Genomic DNA, 15934 nt, shown 5'->3' on the forward strand with positions numbered 1-15934 from the left:
TGAATTGCATCTGAAAACAATTCTTAGCTCGGCTTTGGAACCAACCAACAACTCACACAGAGTTTATTACAGGCCTCACATGGAATTTATCGGAGCGCACATCAGGGTAAAGCAATGGGGCCGGTACGCACAGGCGTACCGGCCCCACTCGGCTATTCGCTGTTCTACGTCATTCCTTCTTCATTCCTACTTCATTCCTACTTCACGATCGTGATCCGGTTCGCCGCCGGCACCGGATACGGCGCCATGGCCGACGAGTTGGCCGTCAGATACGCCTCGAACGCGGCGAGGTCGTCGCTGCCGACGAGGACGTCTCCGCCCTTGCCGAGCTCGGCGAAGCCGTCGCCGCCGCCCGCGAGGAAGGAGTTCATCGCGACGCGGTAGGTGGCGGCCTGGTCGATGGCCGCGCCGTTCAGCTTGACGGAGTCCACCACCACGCGCGCCGCGCCCGACTTCGTCAGGTCCAGCGTGTACGTCAGGCCCGCCGAAATCTGCAGGATCTTCGGCGCGGCCTCGTTCAGACCGCTGACCTGCTGCTGGAGGGCCGTGATCACCTGGGCGCCGGTGAGATCGACCAGGTTGACGGTGTTGGCGAACGGCTGGACCGTGTACGCCTCGCCGAAGGTCACCACCCCGTCGCCCTCACTGCCGCTCGCCGGGTAGGTGAGCCCGGCGCGGATGCCGCCCGGGTTCATCACCGCGATGTCGGCTCCCGGGTCGAGGGACTTGGCGTGCGCGAGCTGTGCGTCGGCGATCAGGTCGCCGAGCGGGGACTCGGTGCCGGTGCTGGGGATCTCGCCCGCGATGTAGCCGATGGGGCGGGAGGCGATCGGGGCGGAGAGCGCCTTCCACCGGTCGATCAGGGCGGTCATGTCGGTGGCCTTCGCCACGTCACGGGTGACCACGTGGTTCGCGGACTTCACCGCCGTACGGGCGATGTCGCCGGTCCAGCGGTCGTACGTCAGCGTGGTGTCCGTGTAGAGACGGCCGAAGGACGAGGCCGAGGTGACCGTGCGGGGCTTGCCCGCGGGGTCGTTGATCGTGCAGGCGTAGGCCTGGTGGGTGTGGCCGGTGACCAGCGCGTCGACGGCCGGGGTGACGTTCTTGGCGATGTCGACGATCGGCCCGGAGATGCCGTCACCGGCGCCGGGGCTGTCGCAGTCGTAGTTGTACGACGTCGAGGCGGGCGCGCCGCCCTCGTGGATCAGCGCGACGATCGACTGCACGCCCTGCTTCTGGAGCTCCTTGGCGTACTTGTTGATCGTGGCGACCTCGTCGCCGAACTTCAGGCCCTTGACGCCCTCGGCGGAGACGATGTTCGGGGTGCCTTCGAGGGTCACGCCGATGAAGCCGACCTTGACGCCGTTCTGCTTCCACACCCAGTAGGGCTTGAGGAGCGGCTTGCCGGTCTTCTCCTTGGTGACATTCGCCGCCAGGTAGGGGAAGTTGGCGCCGTCGAACTCCTCGCTGTCGTCGTAACAGCCGTCCGTCGGGTGGCAGCCGCCGTTCTGGAGGCGGGCCAGCTCCTGGGCGCCCTCGTCGAACTCGTGGTTGCCGACGGAGGTGACGTCCAGGTCGAGGCCGTTCAGCGCGTCGATGGTCGGCTCGTCGTGAAAGAGCCCCGAGATCAGCGGGGAGGCGCCGACCATGTCACCGGCGGCGGCCGTGATGGAGTACTTGTTGCCCTCGCGAGCCTCGCGCAGATGGGTGGCGAGATACTCGACGCCGCCCGCGTCGATGGTCTTCGTGGTGCCGTCCTCCTGCACCTCGGTCACCCGGCCGGAAGAGCCCGACGGCGGCTCCAGGTTGCCGTGCAGGTCGTTGAAGGAGAGCAGTTGTACGTCCTGGTAGCGGCCGCTGCCGGGCTTGTGGGCGGCGGACTTCTCCAGGGCCGGGCCGGCGCTCGCGGGCAGGGCGGCGGCCAGGGCACCGACGGTGGCCAGGGCCGCGGCGCCCGCGAGTATGCGATACGTACGTCTGTGCCGGGGAGTCGGCGGCATGGGTTCCCCCCAGGGAAGTGTGGGAGCCGAGAGCGCCTGCGAGCCGCGAGGGCCACGAGCACTGTGGGACGGCTGTGGTTTTGCACGCACTTTAGAATCAACGCGCGTAGCGCAACAGGGGTTTAGTGGTTACAGACAGGTTGCCTTTGCCTCTCGATCCTTTGGCAGTTGCCGCTCGGTCCTTGGGCTGTTGCCGCTCGGTCCTTCTGGCTGTTGGCCCCTCGGTCCTTGGTCTGTTGCCTCTCGGTCCTTCTGGCAGTTGCCGCTCGGTCCTTGGGCTGTTGCCGCTCGATCCATTTGCCGCTGCCTCTCGATCCATCCGGGCGGCTCGCCGTACCCTCATATCCATGACCAGCGACGACACCGCACAGTCCGGCCTCTCCCGCGCCATCGAGACCTACTCGGCGCTCTCCCCGGCCCAGGCCGAGGACGTGCTCAGGCTGCTCACGGAGGCCGCCGGGACCGACGGTCAGCAGGCGGTGTCCGAGCAGGGGCGTCTACAGCTGAAGGGCGGGGCCCGTCCGGGCGTACGGCATCTGCTGTTGACCCTCGGGGACGAACTGGTCGGGTATGCGCAGCTGGAGGACACCGACCCGGTGGAGGCCCCGGCCGCCGAACTGGTTGTCCACCCGGCGCACCGCGGGCGCGGGCACGGCCGGGCGCTGGGCGCCGCCCTGCTCGCCGAGTCCGGGAAGCGGCTGCGGGTGTGGGCACACGGCGGGCACTCCGCCGCCCGGCATCTCGCCCAGGTCCTCGGACTCACCCTCTTCCGCGAACTGCGCCAGATGCGGCGCCCGTTGACCGGCCCGGAGCTGCCCGAGCCGAAGCTCCCGGACGGCGTGCACGTCCGCGCCTTCGTGCCGGGCCGGGACGACGCCGGCTGGCTCGCGGTGAACGCGGAGGCCTTCGCCCACCACCCCGAGCAGGGCTCCCTCACCCAACGCGACCTGGACGACCGGATGGCCGAGCCGTGGTTCGACCCGTCCGGCTTCTTCCTCGCCTTCCGCGACGGCGAACTGATCGGCTTTCACTGGACGAAGGTGCACGCGGAAGAGCAGATCGGCGAGGTCTACGTCGTCGGTGTGCGCCCCGGCGCCCAGGGCGGCGGCCTGGGCAGGGCGCTCACGACGATCGGGCTCCGCCACCTCGCCGGGCAGGGTCTGCCCACCGCGATGCTGTACGTCGACGCCGACAACAAGCCGGCGGTCACGGTCTACGAGCGGCTCGGCTTCCACACCCACGAGACGGACCTGATGTACCGCAGCGAATCCTGACCGTCGACGGACCCCGAGCCGGGGCAAGGGCGGGGCCTTTTTCGCCCCCTCCGCCCCTTCCCGTCCCGTTTCTGGGGGCTACCGCCCCCAGGCCCCCGCTTTCGGCCTGGACGGCCTCGTCCTCAAACGCCGGACGGACTGAAGAATTCCAGCCCCTCCGGCGTTTGAGGAGCGAGGTCTGGGGCGGAGCCCCAGGAACAAGGGACGGGTAGGGGCGGAGGGGGCGAAAAACCCTCGTGCCGGCGAGCGCCGTGAATGTCAGCGCCCGCGCGCCAGTGCCGCACGGCGGACGGGCATCGCCGTCCGCCGCCGCAGCGGCTCCGCCCAGCACGCGGCCCCCACCACCACCGCCACGACCAGGATCACCGTCCACCGGTCATGGGCGCCGCCCCAGCGCGGATCGTCCACCGGCACGACGAGCGCCCACCGGTCCGGTACCAGCAGAGCGGCGGACAGCCCGGCGCCCAGCAGCACGCCCGACACCGCGATCCCGGGCTCGGCCGCTTCCGTGCACCGCACCACCACGGCCGCACCGGCCAGGGCGAGTGCGGCGACGGCGGCAGCCTCCAGGGTCACCGCACCGAGCGGCGGCCGGGCATCCTCCGGTACGAGGAGCAGCGCGGCCGTCCACCAGAGCGCGGCGAACGGGACGGCGAACGCCACCCGGAGGCCGGTGCGCACCGGGCGCCGGGTCGGTACCGCCGCGGTGGTGTGCCGGGCGGGGTCGTCGAGCAGGAAGGCCAGGCCCAGGCCGAAGGCGAGCGCGGCGGCCCGCAGGAGGTCGAGGCCAGGCCAGCTGTCAGGGGAGACCGACAGCAGCCACGGGGCGCCGGCGAGCAGCAGCCCCAGGACGGCACCGGCCGCGAGGGCCCGGCGGGGCAGGGAGCGCCACACGGGGTGGAGAAGGGCGCGGATCACGGCGTACGTACGCCTCGTGGGCGGTCCACCGGCGCCGGCCGCCTTGGACCGCGCGCCCTCCCCGGGAGTGGCTACTCGCACGGCTCGTCCTCCGTCGCGTCGGCCGACCCCTTGGACGCGGCCGGCACGCCCAGCAGTTCGGCCACCCGGGCCGTGGACGTCTCCGGGGACGTGAGCTCCGTCCAGTGCGACTTCACCTTGGGGATGACGCTGTAGCGGGGCTTCTGGAGCAACTCCCTTACGATCCGGGTCTGTTCGGCGGACATGGAGATGCCGCTCGTGGGCGAGAGGACGACCGCGGAGCCCTCGATGCTGTCGTCGAGCCGGACGTTGCGGAACGCGGTCATCGGGTCGGACTCGCCGCCCAGCGCCAGCCACATGACGGTGACCGCGCGGGCGTCCCCGGTGCACCATTCGCCGGCGGCCGCCTCGCTGCCCGCCACCAGGACGGAGGCGACTCCGACGGCGAACTCGGGGACCCTGTTGCCGCCCCAGCGGGTGCCGACGGTCACCGTGCCCGGTGTGGTGGACGCTTCGAGCGCGGAGTCGCTGGTCAGGCCGTAAGTGGCGTCGATCCGCTGCCGTACGGTCAGCCGCTCACCTCCGGCGGCGCCGCCCGCCAGGGACTGGACACGGTCGACGACCGGGGACCAGTCGAGGGCGGCGCGGGCATCCCACTCGGGGAAGGTGCAGTACGTCGACCTGCCGTACTCGTGGCACGTCTGGAGCTTCTCCGGGCTGACGGACGCCTTCGTGCGGGCCGCGATCAGGGCGGCCGAGTCACCCTGGGACTGCCCGGCGACACCCGCGGCCGTGGCGGCGAGGGCGACGACGGTGGCCGCCTGCACGATCCGGCTGCGACCGCCGCTGAGCAGGACCGCGGCGCAGGCCAACACCCCGACGAGCCCCACCAGATACAGCGCGTGCCAGCCGGCCGGGCGGCCGATGAGCTCGGAGGGGAAGGGATCGGCGCCCGTCTCGGTGACGACCGGCGACAGCCACTGCTGCCAGCGCGGGCTCTCCGTGCCGGAGGACAGCAGGGCGGGAAGGATGGCCACGCCGACGACGAAGAGCGGGGCGGCGAACGAGGACCGGACCAGCCGCGCGAGCAGCAAGCCGAGGACGCCGGACAGGAGCACCGCCAGCGGCCCCACGGCCAGTTCGGCGAGCGAGGGGTGGCCGACGGCGCCCGGCTTGTGCCCGGCCCAGACGATCTGGAAGGCCACGACCCCCGCGGTGATCACCGCGTACGGCACGACGGACAGCGCGTGTGCCACCGTACGCCGCCACGGTTCCATGACCAGAACGTCGAAGTGCCGGTCGGTGCCGCGCCGGTGGGAGCGCAGGACGGTCCGGTTGACCACGATGAGCAGCGCGACGCCGAGGAGCTGCGGGGCGGACTGGGTCGCCCGGTCGACGTCCTGGAGGACCGGGAACTCGTCCATGCCCTCGCGGCCGTTGAACAACTCCCAGCCGGTGAAGCCGAGATAGAGCACGAGGAAGGCGAACACCGGTATGTGGAGGAAGAGTTGGCGTGCCTCGAAGCGGGCGAGGGCGATGACAGCCGCCGCCCTGTGCTGCACGGTCCGCGGGGCCGGCTCCACCCCCGTGGGCGCCGCCTCCTTGACCAGTCCGGTCGTGCTGCTCATGCGGCCACCTCCGCGGTCTCGTCGCTCTCGCCCGTGTCGCCGTCCAAGGTCAGCAAGTAGCCGTCTTCCAGGGTCGGTTCGAGGAGTTCGGCGTCCTTGGGCGGGTCGCCGACGTTGCGGAAGGAGCCGGTGCCGGTACGCCAGCCGGCGCGCGCGGCCGGGTCGCGTTCCGTGCTGCTCCACACCCGGCCCGCCGCACGCGCGGTCAGTTCGGCCGGGGTGCCCTCGAAGCGGACGCGTCCGCGGGCCATGACGATCACGCGGTGGCAGAGCATCGCGACGTCCTCGGTCTGGTGGGTGGACAGCAGAACCGTCCGCCCCTCTCCCGCCTGGGCGATCAACTCCCGGAAGCGCATGCGCTGTTCGGGGTCGAGTCCGACGGTCGGCTCGTCGAGGACGAGGAAACCGGGGTCGCCGACGAGCGCGGCGGCCAGCGCGACCCGTTGCCGCATACCGCCGGACAGCTTCTTGATGCGCTTGCTCCGTACGTCGGACAGGTCGACGGCGTCGAGCACACGGCGCACCTCCCGGTGCCGGGCCGTGCGGTCGGTCATCTCCTTCAGGATCGCCACGTAGTCGACGAACTCGAAGGACGAGAAGTCCGCGTGGAACCCCGGGGTCTGCGGCAGGTAACCCAGCTCGCGCCGCAGGCCCAGGCGCCCGGCCGCGGTACCCGGGTCGTGCCCGAGCACCGTGAAGGCCCCGCGGTCGGCGGGCACGGCGGTGGCGAGCACCCTCAACAGGGTGGTCTTTCCGGCCCCGTTGGGCCCGAGGAGCCCGGTGACCCCCTCGCCCAGGCGCAGCGAGACATCGTCGAGGGCGAAGGTTCCGCCGTAGCGGAGGGTCAGCCCGGAGGCGGAGACGGTGGGCGTCATACGTACGGCGCTCCTGTCGGAGAGGCGGTCGGAGAAGTGATGTGCGGAGGGGGCGGTCACGTCGCGCCCCCTCCGGTGAAGTCCGTGCAGGCGCCGGTCATACGGCGCCCCCGCCGGAGAAGGGAACGTGCGCGGGCGCCGAGTCGAACCGGTCCCGTACGAGATAGAGCAGCGCGACGGCGAGCGCGGCGACCGCCCCGGCGATCCCCTGTCCGGCCGCCGTGAACGGCGCGAGCGTGGCGTGTTCGGCGGCCGTCACCTGTGCCGCAAGGAGCAGCGCGACCCACGCGCCGCCGACCAGCGAAGGCGCGAGGACGGGACCGAGGCGGGGCGTCAGGGCGAGCCCGGTGCCGGTGAGGGCGAGCGCGGGCAGCAGCCAGGCCAGCGCGCGCAGCCCGTAGGTGGGCAGGGCGAGGGTGGCGAGCCCGTTGAGGCCGAGGCCGACGGTGAGCACGGCGACCGTACGGATCAGCAGCAGCCGGAATCCGTGCGTCGGGGAGACGACGGCCATCTCGTACGTCGGGTCCAGCGTGGGCCCGTACGACAGGGCGACCCCGGCGAGCGGGAGCAGCGGGGCGAGGGCCAGGAACAGCTTGGGGGTGGCCCCGGCCTCCACCGAGTAGGTGGCCGCCACGGTCATCAGGAGCACGGCGGTGACCGCAAGGAGCCAGGAGCGGCGCAGTACGGGTGTGGCCGCCAGCAGCCGTGCCGTGTGGTCGGCGACGCCGAACCGCACGAGCAGGGACTCGACCAACCCCGGGCGCGGCGCGTCCAGTTCGGCGTCGAGCCGCTCCCAGCCCGCGTCCAGCGCGACCGGATCGCTGACGGCCGCCAGTGCCTCGCGGCACCGCGCGCACGAGGCGAGATGTGTGTCGGCGGACCAGAGCCGGGGCGGGGTCAACTCGCCCTGTGTGTAGGCCCGGAGGTCCTCCTCCGGCACATGCCAGGTGATGTCGCTACGGCTCATGCCAGCGCCTCCCGCAACTGCTTGCGCGCACGCAGTGCCCGCGTCTTGACCGTGCCCGGCGGAATGCCGAGCAGGACGGCCGCTTCCCGGGTGGTGAGCCCGTCGATCACCGTGGCCTGGAGCACCGCGCGCAGTTCGGGCGAGAGCCGGGTCAGGGCGCCGGCGAGGTCACCGTGCTCGACGCCGGCCAGGACACGTTCCTCGGCGGAGACCTCGTCCCGGTGCCGAAGGCGGGCCAGCGCCTGCCGCAGCCGCCCGCGCGCACCGTCACCGCGCAGGGTGTCGATGAGCCGCCGCGAGCCGATGCGCCACAGCCAGCCGGCCGCATCTCCGGGGGAACCCTCCTCGCGGTAGCGGGCGGTGCCGCGCCACACGGCGAGGAACGTCTCCTGTACGACGTCGTCGACGACCCCGGCGTCGGCGCACCGGCCGCGCAGCCGCGCGGTCAGCCACGGCGCGTAGCGCCGGTACAGCTCCTCGAAGGCGCGCCGGTCACCGTCCGCCGCGATGGCCCGCAGCAGCTCCCCGTCGCTTCTCGTTTCCCTCACGCCCCCTCATCGGACGAGCCCCCTCGATCGGTTCACGCCCGCCGAAAGATCTCGCACTTGACTTCGTACACCCTCATGGACCACCCTTTCACTAGTTAACTAGTGAAAGGGTGGTTGCCGTAGTGGTGGAGTACCGCATCGACCGGCGCAGCGGTGTCGCCACGTACGTCCAGATCGTCCAGCAGACCAAGCAGGCCCTGCGCCTTGGCCTGCTCGTGCCGGGGGACAAACTCCCCACGGCCCGCGAGGTCGTGGAAGCCACCGCGATCAACCCGAACACCGTCCTCAAGGCCTATCGCGAGCTGGAGCGCGAGGGTCTGGTAGAGGCCCGACGCGGCCTCGGCACCTTCGTCAAGCGTTCGCTGGGCAGCGCCCCGGCCGACTCACCCCTGAGCGCCGAACTGGACGCGTGGGCAGTTCGCGCCCGCGAGGCCGGGCTCCAGCGCGACGACGTGGCAGCACTCTTCACCGCCGTACTCGATGAACAGTTCACCAAGGGAGACCAGGAATGACGGACACCGCCTTGGAGGCGGCCGGACTCGGCAAGCGGTTCGGGCGACGCGGCGGCTGGGCACTGCGCGAGTGCACGTTCCGGCTCCCCGCCGGACGCGTCTGCGCCGTCGTCGGACCGAACGGCGCGGGCAAGTCGACGCTGCTGGCCCACGCGGCCGGACTGCTCGCCCCCACCGAAGGCTCCCTGACCGTGCTCGGCACGCACCCGGCCGCCGCCCGCGAACGCATCGCGTACGTCGCGCAGGCCAAGCCGCTGTACCCGCAGCTCACCGTCGCCGACACGCTCCGCGTGGGCCACGAGCTCAACCCCGCCCGCTGGGACGCCTCGGTCGCCGAACGGATCGTGGCGAAGGGCGACCTCGACCCGAAGAGCAGGATCCGCGCTCTCTCCGGCGGCCAGCGCACCCGCGTGGCGCTCGCCCTCGCGCTCGGCAAGCGGCCCGAACTGCTGCTCCTGGACGAGCCGATGGCCGACCTGGACCCGCTGGCCCGGCACGAGCTGATGGGCACGCTGATGGCCGAGGCCGCCGAACACGGCACCACGGTCGTGATGTCCTCGCACGTCGTCTCCGACCTGGAGGGCTCCTGCGACCACCTGCTCCTGATAGGCGGCGGCCGGGTCCGCCTCGCGGGCGACCTGGACGACCTGCTGGCCGCGCACACCCTCCTCACCGGTCCGGTCGGCGACCTCGCCCCGCACACCGTCGTCGAGTCCCGCACCACCGGACGCCAGCTCACCGCGCTCGTCCGCCCGAACGGACCCCTCGCCGACGGCTGGCAGAGCACCCGGCCGTCCCTGGAGGAGCTGGTCCTCGCGCATCTGCGCAGCCCCGAAGCACCCACGCTGTCCCTCGACGCCACCCCCACCGCCGCCCAGGAGCCCGTCGCATGAGCGCCATCACCCCCTTCGCCACGACACGGGTGATGCTGCGGCTGCACCGCCCCGCGCTGTACGTCTGGGCCGGTGTACTCCTCGTCGTCGGAGCCCTGCTGCTGTGGCTCTACGGCCCGCTCACCGACGCGGCGGCCTCGGCGTGGCTGGTGTGGAACGGCTGTGGCATGTCCGCCTGCACCTACGACCAGGACGCGATCCTCACCTACAAGTCGCTCACGCTGTACATGAGCATCGCGGTGAACCTCGTCCCGTTCCTCGTCGCCGCCTGGGCCGGTGCCTCGCTGACCGGCCGGGAGATGGAGAGCGGCACCGCGCAGCTCGCCTGGACCCAGTCGATCTCCCCGGCCCGCTGGCTGGCCGCCAAGCTCGCCCTCCCGGCCGCGCTCGTCGCCGCCGGCACCAGCGTGCTGGTGCTGCTGCACAACCTGGTGTGGTCCAAGGGCGACGGAAAGATCGACACCGCCAAGCCCTGGACCGACGACCTCACCTTCCACGCCAACGGCCCGAGCACGGTCGCCTTCGCCCTGTTCGGCCTGGTCGCGGGCGCCCTCGCCGGGCTGGCGCTGCGCCGCTCCCCGGCCGCGCTCGTCCTGACCCTGGTGGGGGTGGGGGGCGTCCGCGCCGTCGTCTCCCTGGCGCTGCCCCACCTGTGGCCGTCGGTGACGACCGTCACCGACCTCTCGGGCGAGGGCCCCAAGAGCCTGGGCCTCACCGTCGACGAGGGTCTCCTCACCGCCACCGGCGCCCGTATCGACAACCCGTACTGCGGCAGCAGCCAGTTCAGCGCGTGCCGCGACCTGTACGACGACCTCGGCGCCGTCAGTTACTACACCGACTCCCACCCCTTCTCCCACTACTGGCCCCTCCAGCTCACCGCGACCGCCCTCATTCTCACCGTGACCGCACTGGCGGCCCTGGTCGCGTTCCGCCTGCTGAAGCGGTACACGGGCGCCACCACCGCCGTCACCATCAAGGAGCACGCATGACCGCGGCCACCACCGCCACGCGTCCCCTCGCCCGGCGCCCCTCCCCGCTCACCCCACGCGGCACGGTCTGGACCGCGCTACGGCTGCACGGCGCCGCGCTGTGGATCTGGGTGGCACTGGTCACGGTGACCGCGGCCGGCCTGCTGTGGGCGTACGGCCCCGGTGCGGACGCCGCGCGCAAAGAGCCGTATCTGCTGGCGCCCTCGTGCGGCACGGACACGCTCTGCGGGGACACGACCGGCCACGCGACGCTCTTCTACGAAGCGGTCGTCCAGCTCGCCGCCTACTCCATCGCCTACCTGCCCTACCTCGTCGCCGCCTGGGCCGGCGCCACCCTCGTCGCCCGCGAGCTGGAGAGCGGCACGGCCGCCCTCGCCTGGACCCAGTCCGTCACGCCCGCGCGCTGGCTGACGGCACAGCTCGCGGTCCCGGCCGCGCTGATCACCGCCGGCACGACCGTGCTGGTGCTGCTGCACCGCCTGATGTGGACCGACGGCCGGGACATCCACTACCAGGACTGGTACGAGACGGACGCCTACCGCTCCAACGGCACGGTCGCCGTCGCCGCCGCCCTGTGCGCCCTCGCCGTGGGCGCCCTGGCGGGCATGCTGATCCGCCGTACGCTGCCCGCGCTGGGCCTGGCCGTCCTGGTCACCGTGGCCGTACAGACCCTCGGCGACTTCCACCGGGAGAAGCTGTGGCCCGCCGTGACCGTCACCGGAGCGGCCGCCTCCAACCTGCCGAACAGCGCACAGCAGCTGGAGCGCGGCGTGGTCCTCACCTCCGGCGAGCGCATCGGTAACAACGTGGCCTGCGCCGAGTACCCGATGGGCGCCGACCTCAAGAAGTGCATGAGCGAGCACGGCATCTCCGACATCTGGGCCACCTACCATCCCGCCTCCCACTTCTGGCCCCTCCAGCTCACGGAAACCGCACTCCTCCTCACCCTCACCGCTCTCGCCGTCCTCCTGTCCTTCCGGGTCCTGAAGCGACGTACCGCCTGACAAGCGGCGTACGGGCCGACAAGCCCCGAATGGGTGTGTCTCCCGGCCCCGCGGACTTCCGGGAGACGCCCCTCCATATCCCGCACGTCATGTCCTCGTAACCATCGATTCAGACGACCTTGCGACCCTCGACCAATGAACCCCGCCGTGCCAGAGCCGCCGCCTTCCGAGGAGAGCGAGCCCCTGCCGTCGACGGTGAAAGAGCCCGCGCCCGCACCGAGGAACGGGAACATCCGCCTCGCCGCGCTGCCGCCCGCCCTCTCCGACGCGCCGGTAGCGCCCCCGGCGCGGAAGAATGGGCCCATGAACCAGCCAAGCGCTCAGGCCCCGGTCCAGCACGCACAGCCGTCCGTCGGCTCGATAGCCGCGCACCGCCCGCACACCGTGGCGGCGAACGTCTCCGACCTGGAGCCCGACCTCGACGCCGACCTCGACGAGTACGAGGACCTGGTGGAGGACGGCGTCCAACTGCCGCAGGGCCGGTTCCTGGACCGCGAGCGCAGCTGGCTCGCGTTCAACGAGCGGGTTCTGGAGCTCGCCGAGGACCCGAACACCCCGCTCCTGGAGCGCGCCAACTTCCTGGCGATCTTCGCCAGCAACCTGGACGAGTTCTTCATGGTCCGGGTGGCAGGCCTGAAGCGCCGTATCGCCACCGGTGTGGCCACCAAGTCCGCCTCGGGCCTCCAGCCCCGCGAGGTCCTGGAGATGATCTGGGCCCGCTCGCGCGAGCTGATGGCCCGGCACGCCGCCTGCTACCAGGAGGACGTGGCCCCCGCACTCGCGGAGGAGGGTGTCCACCTGGTCCGCTGGAGCGAGCTGACGGAGAAGGAGCAGGCCCGTCTGTTCACCCTGTTCCGGCATCAGATCTTCCCGGTCCTCACCCCCCTCGCGGTCGACCCCGCGCACCCCTTCCCGTACATCTCGGGCCTGTCCCTGAACCTGGCCGTCGTCGTACGGAACCCGGTCAGCGGCCACCGCCACTTCGCGCGCGTCAAGGTCCCGCCGCTGCTCTCCCGCTTCCTGGAGGCAGCCCCGAACCGCTTCGTCCCCATCGAGGACGTCATCGCGGCCCATCTGGAGGAACTCTTCCCGGGCATGGAGGTGTTGGAGCACCACACCTTCCGCCTCACCCGGAACGAGGACCTGGAGGTCGAGGAGGACGACGCCGAGAACCTGCTCCAGGCCCTGGAGAAGGAACTCATGCGGCGCCGCTTCGGACCGCCGGTGCGCCTGGAGGTCGAGGAGTCCATCGACCGGTACGTACTGGACCTGCTGGTGCGGGAGTTGAAGATCTCCGAGGCCGAGGTGTACCCGCTGCCGGGCCCCCTCGACCTCACCGGCCTCTTCGGCATCGGTGGCCTTGACCGGCCCGAGCTGAAGTACCCGAAGTTCATCGCGGGCACCCACCGCGACCTCGCCGAGGTCGAGTCGGCGTCCGCGGCGGACATCTTCGCGGCGCTCCGGGAACGGGACGTCCTGCTGCACCACCCGTACGACTCCTTCTCCACCTCGGTCCAGGCCTTCCTGGAGCAGGCGGCGAGCGACCCGGACGTGCTGGCCATCAAGCAGACCCTGTACCGGACCTCGGGCGACTCGCCGATCGTCGACGCGCTGATAGACGCCGCCGAGTCCGGCAAGCAGGTCCTCGTCCTGGTCGAGATCAAGGCCCGCTTCGACGAGCAGGCCAACATCAAGTGGGCCAGGAAGCTCGAAGAGGCCGGCTGCCATGTCGTGTACGGGCTCGTCGGCCTGAAGACCCACTGCAAGCTGTCCCTGGTGGTCCGCCAGGAAGGCGACTCCCTGCGCCGCTACTGCCACGTGGGCACGGGCAACTACCACCCCAAGACCGCCCGTCTGTACGAGGACCTGGGGCTGCTCACCGCCGATCCGCAGGTCGGCGCGGACCTCTCCGACCTCTTCAACCGGCTCTCCGGCTACTCGCGCCGCGAGACCTACCGCCGGCTGCTCGTCGCGCCCAAGTCCCTGCGCGACGGCCTGATCGCGCGGATCAACAAGGAAGTCCAGCACCACGAGGCCGGACGCCCCGCGTTCGTCCGTATCAAGGTCAACTCGATGGTGGACGAGGCGATCATCGACGCGCTGTACCGCGCCTCCCAGGCCGGGGTACCCGTCGACATCTGGGTACGCGGCATCTGTGCGGTCCGCCCCGGCGTCACGGGCCTGTCCGAGAACATACGGGTGCGCTCGATCCTCGGCCGCTTCCTGGAACACTCCCGGGTCTTCGCCTTCGGCAACGGCGGCGAACCCGAGATCTGGCTCGGCAGCGCCGACATGATGCACCGCAACCTCGACCGCCGCATCGAGGCCCTGGTGAGGATCACCGACCCGGCCCACCGCGCAGCCCTCAACCGGCTGTTCGAGACCGGAATGTCCGACACCACCGCGTCCTGGCACCTGGGCCCGGACGGCGAATGGACCCGGCACGCGACCGATGCCGAGGGCCAGCCCCTGCGGAACGTCCAGGAGATGCTCATAGACGCCCGGAGGCGCCGGCGTGGCACAGCAACACCTTGACCCCACCGACCCCACGACCCGCGCCGTGCCCGTATCGGGGGACGCCCTCGCGGGCTATCTGCGGGCCCAGGCAACGGAGTTCCTCCGTTCGCTGCGCCAGCACCGGGAGACCGGCGGCGGGGGTACCCCCACGCGAGCGAGTTCGAGCCTGGCGGAGAACGGCTCGGCCGGGTCCGTCGACGCGGCGCGCGCCCTGCGCCGCTCGGCCCGCCGGATCAGCGGCTCTCTGCACACCTTCCGGCCGCTGCTCGACCCGGACTGGTCGGAGCGCATGCGCCCCGAACTGGCCTGGCTGTCGGGCACGTTGGCCCGCGAGCACGCCTACTCGGCGCGCCTGGAGCGGCTGATCGGCGCACTGAACCGGCTGTCCGGCACGGGCTTCCCCACACAGGCCGGACCGGAGCCGAGCACCACGTCCAAGGGCAATCTGACCATCGGCGCGGCGAAGGCGGGCGCCCTGCTCGACCGCCAGCTGACCCTGGCCCGCACCCGCGCCCACTCGGCCGCCCTCCAGGCGCTGGGCTCCTCCCGCTTCCACGCCGTCGCGGACAGCGTCGCCGTCCTCGCCAGCGAGGTCCCACTGACCCCGGCGGCCGCCACCGCCGACCTGCGCCCGTCCGCCGCCGCCGCGGAGAGCCGACTGCTCGACGCCGTCGGGCCGCTGCCGCTGCTCACCGCGGGCCACCCGTACAACGCGGAAGCTCTCGTGCACGGCCTCTCCGCCGACACCGCGCCCCAGCCGCAGGACGCGCCCTGGCACCAGGTCCGCCTGCTGCTGCGCCTGCACCGCTACGCACGCGAGGTCCTGTACGGCGAGGAGTGCCCCGTCGACGCACGCCTGCTCGGCGCCGGCCAGGCCCTGAACCGGCACCGGGACGCGGCGGAGGCCGCCTCGGCCGCGGCGTCCGCGGCCCGCACCCCGCGCATCGCCCCGGCGACGGCGTACGCGCTCGGCGTGCTCCATGCCGACCAGCGGCACGAGGTGGAGGCGGCGCGGTTTGCGTTCCAGCAGAGCTGGCAGAAGGAAGCGGTACCCACCCCGTAGGGGGAACCCTCATGAAGGGACTGGAGGTCCGATGACCGACGACGACACCATCCGGGCGGCCGGCTGCGTCCTGTGGCGCCCTTCTCCTGTCGCCGACGAGCTGGAGATCTGCCTGGTCCACCGGCCGAAGTACGACGACTGGTCGCATCCCAAGGGCAAGCTCAAGCGCGCCGAGGAACCCCTCGCGGCCGCCCTGCGCGAGGTCGAGGAGGAGACCGGGTTCCGCTGCGTGCCCGGCGCCCGCCTCCCCTCCACCCGCTACTCCGTGGACGGACAGCGCAAGCAGGTCAGCTACTGGGCCGCCGAGGCGACGGACGGCGGCTTCACCCCCAACCGCGAGGTCGACCGCATCGTCTGGCTCGCCCCGGACGCGGCCCGCACCCGCCTCACCCAGCCCCGCGACCGCGACCTGCTGGACGCGCTGCTGAGTGCGCTGCACCTTGCCTGACGCCGAAAACGCCCCACACAGATCCGGCCGATTCCCGTCCGGCGTCGCAACATGTGCGGACCTGATCGGTTACGTAGAGTTTCCTTTCGGGCCCCAAAAGCCGGGATCTCTCTGTGTCCTCGACGTAAGCGTTCCGTGACCTCACCGCACCGTCCGCAGGGGTTCACCCTCCGTTCACTTTTGGCCATCGGCGCCTTCACCTGATCTGCCTAATTTCGGCCTTACAAGGTGCGAAGGGCATTCAGGAGCCTTCTCCGCATCACACAGACTTCGCACG

14 protein-coding genes are annotated in these 15934 nt (G+C 71.5%); 8 read left to right on the plus strand and 6 right to left on the minus strand.

What is annotated here, in order from left to right; all coding sequences use genetic code 11:
* Window positions 1-197 precede the first annotated feature (197 nt).
* On the minus strand, window positions 198-2000 hold the full coding sequence (locus ACFWP7_RS13745; RefSeq protein WP_384380899.1) for a bifunctional metallophosphatase/5'-nucleotidase: 1803 nt from the start codon (window positions 1998-2000) through the stop codon (window positions 198-200).
* 347 nt (window positions 2001-2347) lie between these two features.
* On the opposite strand from ACFWP7_RS13745, the gene mshD reads away from it, so the two are divergent.
* Window positions 2348-3274 carry a mycothiol synthase gene (gene mshD / locus ACFWP7_RS13750; RefSeq protein ID WP_384380902.1) on the plus strand — a complete coding sequence of 309 codons (927 nt, stop codon included), beginning with the start codon at window positions 2348-2350 and terminating at the stop codon, window positions 3272-3274.
* Window positions 3275-3532: 258 nt separating this feature from the next.
* Here mshD and ACFWP7_RS13755 read toward each other — a convergent pair whose 3' ends face one another.
* From ACFWP7_RS13755 to ACFWP7_RS13775, 5 genes are all read right to left on the minus strand, one after another.
* Window positions 3533-4273 carry an ABC transporter gene (locus ACFWP7_RS13755; protein WP_384380906.1) on the minus strand — a complete coding sequence of 247 codons (741 nt, stop codon included), beginning with the start codon at window positions 4271-4273 and terminating at the stop codon, window positions 3533-3535.
* Complete coding sequence (locus tag ACFWP7_RS13760) at window positions 4264-5841, minus strand: ABC transporter permease (RefSeq protein WP_384380909.1); 1578 nt, start codon at window positions 5839-5841, stop codon at window positions 4264-4266. The genes ACFWP7_RS13755 and ACFWP7_RS13760 overlap by 10 nt, the downstream gene beginning before the upstream one ends.
* Entirely contained in the window at window positions 5838-6716 is an 879-nt protein-coding gene (locus ACFWP7_RS13765; RefSeq protein ID WP_384381018.1) for an ABC transporter ATP-binding protein, read from the minus strand. Before ACFWP7_RS13765 ends, ACFWP7_RS13760 begins: the two co-directional genes overlap by 4 nt.
* A 97-nt stretch (window positions 6717-6813) precedes the next feature.
* On the minus strand, window positions 6814-7683 hold the full coding sequence (locus tag ACFWP7_RS13770) for a zf-HC2 domain-containing protein (RefSeq protein WP_384380911.1): 870 nt from the start codon (window positions 7681-7683) through the stop codon (window positions 6814-6816).
* Entirely contained in the window at window positions 7680-8231 is a 552-nt protein-coding gene (locus tag ACFWP7_RS13775) for an RNA polymerase sigma factor (protein WP_384380914.1), read from the minus strand. The genes ACFWP7_RS13770 and ACFWP7_RS13775 overlap by 4 nt, the downstream gene beginning before the upstream one ends.
* A gap of 122 nt (window positions 8232-8353) precedes the next feature.
* Here ACFWP7_RS13775 and ACFWP7_RS13780 point away from each other — a divergent pair, with 122 nt between their 5' ends.
* The 7 genes from ACFWP7_RS13780 (at window position 8354) to ACFWP7_RS13810 (ending at window position 15657) form a co-directional block, all read left to right on the plus strand.
* A complete protein-coding gene (locus ACFWP7_RS13780) occupies window positions 8354-8743 on the plus strand; it encodes a GntR family transcriptional regulator (protein ID WP_384381022.1) in 390 nt (129 codons plus the stop codon).
* A complete protein-coding gene (locus ACFWP7_RS13785; protein ID WP_384380917.1) occupies window positions 8740-9636 on the plus strand; it encodes an ABC transporter ATP-binding protein in 897 nt (298 codons plus the stop codon). Before ACFWP7_RS13780 ends, ACFWP7_RS13785 begins: the two co-directional genes overlap by 4 nt.
* A complete protein-coding gene (locus tag ACFWP7_RS13790) occupies window positions 9633-10625 on the plus strand; it encodes an ABC transporter permease (protein WP_384380920.1) in 993 nt (330 codons plus the stop codon). Before ACFWP7_RS13785 ends, ACFWP7_RS13790 begins: the two co-directional genes overlap by 4 nt.
* Window positions 10622-11629 carry a hypothetical protein gene (locus tag ACFWP7_RS13795; protein ID WP_384380923.1) on the plus strand — a complete coding sequence of 336 codons (1008 nt, stop codon included), beginning with the start codon at window positions 10622-10624 and terminating at the stop codon, window positions 11627-11629. The genes ACFWP7_RS13790 and ACFWP7_RS13795 overlap by 4 nt, the downstream gene beginning before the upstream one ends.
* Before the next feature lie 303 nt (window positions 11630-11932).
* The gene (locus ACFWP7_RS13800) at window positions 11933-14164 is read left to right on the plus strand and encodes an RNA degradosome polyphosphate kinase (RefSeq protein WP_384380926.1); all 2232 of its coding nucleotides are present in this window, start codon (window positions 11933-11935) and stop codon (window positions 14162-14164) included.
* Window positions 14145-15209: a CHAD domain-containing protein gene (locus ACFWP7_RS13805; RefSeq protein ID WP_384380929.1), complete on the plus strand. Its 1065-nt coding sequence runs from the start codon at window positions 14145-14147 to the stop codon at window positions 15207-15209. The genes ACFWP7_RS13800 and ACFWP7_RS13805 overlap by 20 nt, the downstream gene beginning before the upstream one ends.
* 31 nt (window positions 15210-15240) lie before the next feature.
* The gene (locus ACFWP7_RS13810) at window positions 15241-15657 is read left to right on the plus strand and encodes an NUDIX hydrolase (protein WP_384380932.1); all 417 of its coding nucleotides are present in this window, start codon (window positions 15241-15243) and stop codon (window positions 15655-15657) included.
* Window positions 15658-15934 lie beyond the last annotated feature (277 nt).

This window comes from Streptomyces sp. NPDC058470 (assembly GCF_042721055.1).
Classification (GTDB): Bacteria; Actinomycetota; Actinomycetes; order Streptomycetales; family Streptomycetaceae; genus Streptomyces.

What these genes read in the sequence shown, in the direction of transcription:
- ACFWP7_RS13800 (WP_384380926.1), top strand. Translation starts at nt 11,933, where the DNA reads ATGAACCAGCCAAGCGCTCAGGCCCCGGTCCAGCACGCACAGCCGTCC.
- ACFWP7_RS13785 (WP_384380917.1), top strand. Translation starts at nt 8,740, where the DNA reads ATGACGGACACCGCCTTGGAGGCGGCCGGACTCGGCAAGCGGTTCGGG.
- ACFWP7_RS13760 (WP_384380909.1), bottom strand. Translation starts at nt 5,841, where the DNA reads ATGAGCAGCACGACCGGACTGGTCAAGGAGGCGGCGCCCACGGGGGTG.
- ACFWP7_RS13795 (WP_384380923.1), top strand. Translation starts at nt 10,622, where the DNA reads ATGACCGCGGCCACCACCGCCACGCGTCCCCTCGCCCGGCGCCCCTCC.
- mshD (WP_384380902.1), top strand. Translation starts at nt 2,348, where the DNA reads ATGACCAGCGACGACACCGCACAGTCCGGCCTCTCCCGCGCCATCGAG.
- ACFWP7_RS13810 (WP_384380932.1), top strand. Translation starts at nt 15,241, where the DNA reads ATGACCGACGACGACACCATCCGGGCGGCCGGCTGCGTCCTGTGGCGC.
- ACFWP7_RS13765 (WP_384381018.1), bottom strand. Translation starts at nt 6,716, where the DNA reads ATGACGCCCACCGTCTCCGCCTCCGGGCTGACCCTCCGCTACGGCGGA.
- ACFWP7_RS13770 (WP_384380911.1), bottom strand. Translation starts at nt 7,683, where the DNA reads ATGAGCCGTAGCGACATCACCTGGCATGTGCCGGAGGAGGACCTCCGG.
- ACFWP7_RS13790 (WP_384380920.1), top strand. Translation starts at nt 9,633, where the DNA reads ATGAGCGCCATCACCCCCTTCGCCACGACACGGGTGATGCTGCGGCTG.
- ACFWP7_RS13745 (WP_384380899.1), bottom strand. Translation starts at nt 2,000, where the DNA reads ATGCCGCCGACTCCCCGGCACAGACGTACGTATCGCATACTCGCGGGC.